Annotated in this window: 1 pseudogene; it reads left to right on the top strand. The window is 70.4% G+C overall.

The annotated features are described in order from the left end of the window. Positions 1-321 (top strand): annotated as a pseudogene (locus JT719_RS24450) (carboxypeptidase M32); the annotation flags it as partial.

The raw sequence follows: 321 nt of genomic DNA on the forward strand, positions 1-321 counted from the left end.
CGTCACGCCCTACGACGCGCTGCTCGACGAGCATGACCCCGGTGCCCGCGCCGAGCGCATCGACGCCGTCTTCGACGACCTCGCCGGCTTCCTGCCCGGCCTGATCGAACAGGTTCTGGAGCGGCAGGCGCGTGAACCCGCGCCGATGGTGCCGGAGGGCAGTTTCCCGGAGGCCGTTCAGAAGGCGCTCGGCGAGCGGCTGATGCGCCAAGCCGGTTTCGACTTCGAGCGCGGCCGGCTGGACGTGTCGCTGCACCCGTTCTGCGGCGGCGCCACCGATGATGTGCGGATCACCACCCGCTACGACCTGGCCGACTTCAC

This window comes from Sabulibacter ruber (assembly GCF_017355955.1).
Taxonomy (GTDB): Bacteria; Bacteroidota; Bacteroidia; order Cytophagales; family Hymenobacteraceae; genus Nibribacter; species Nibribacter ruber_A.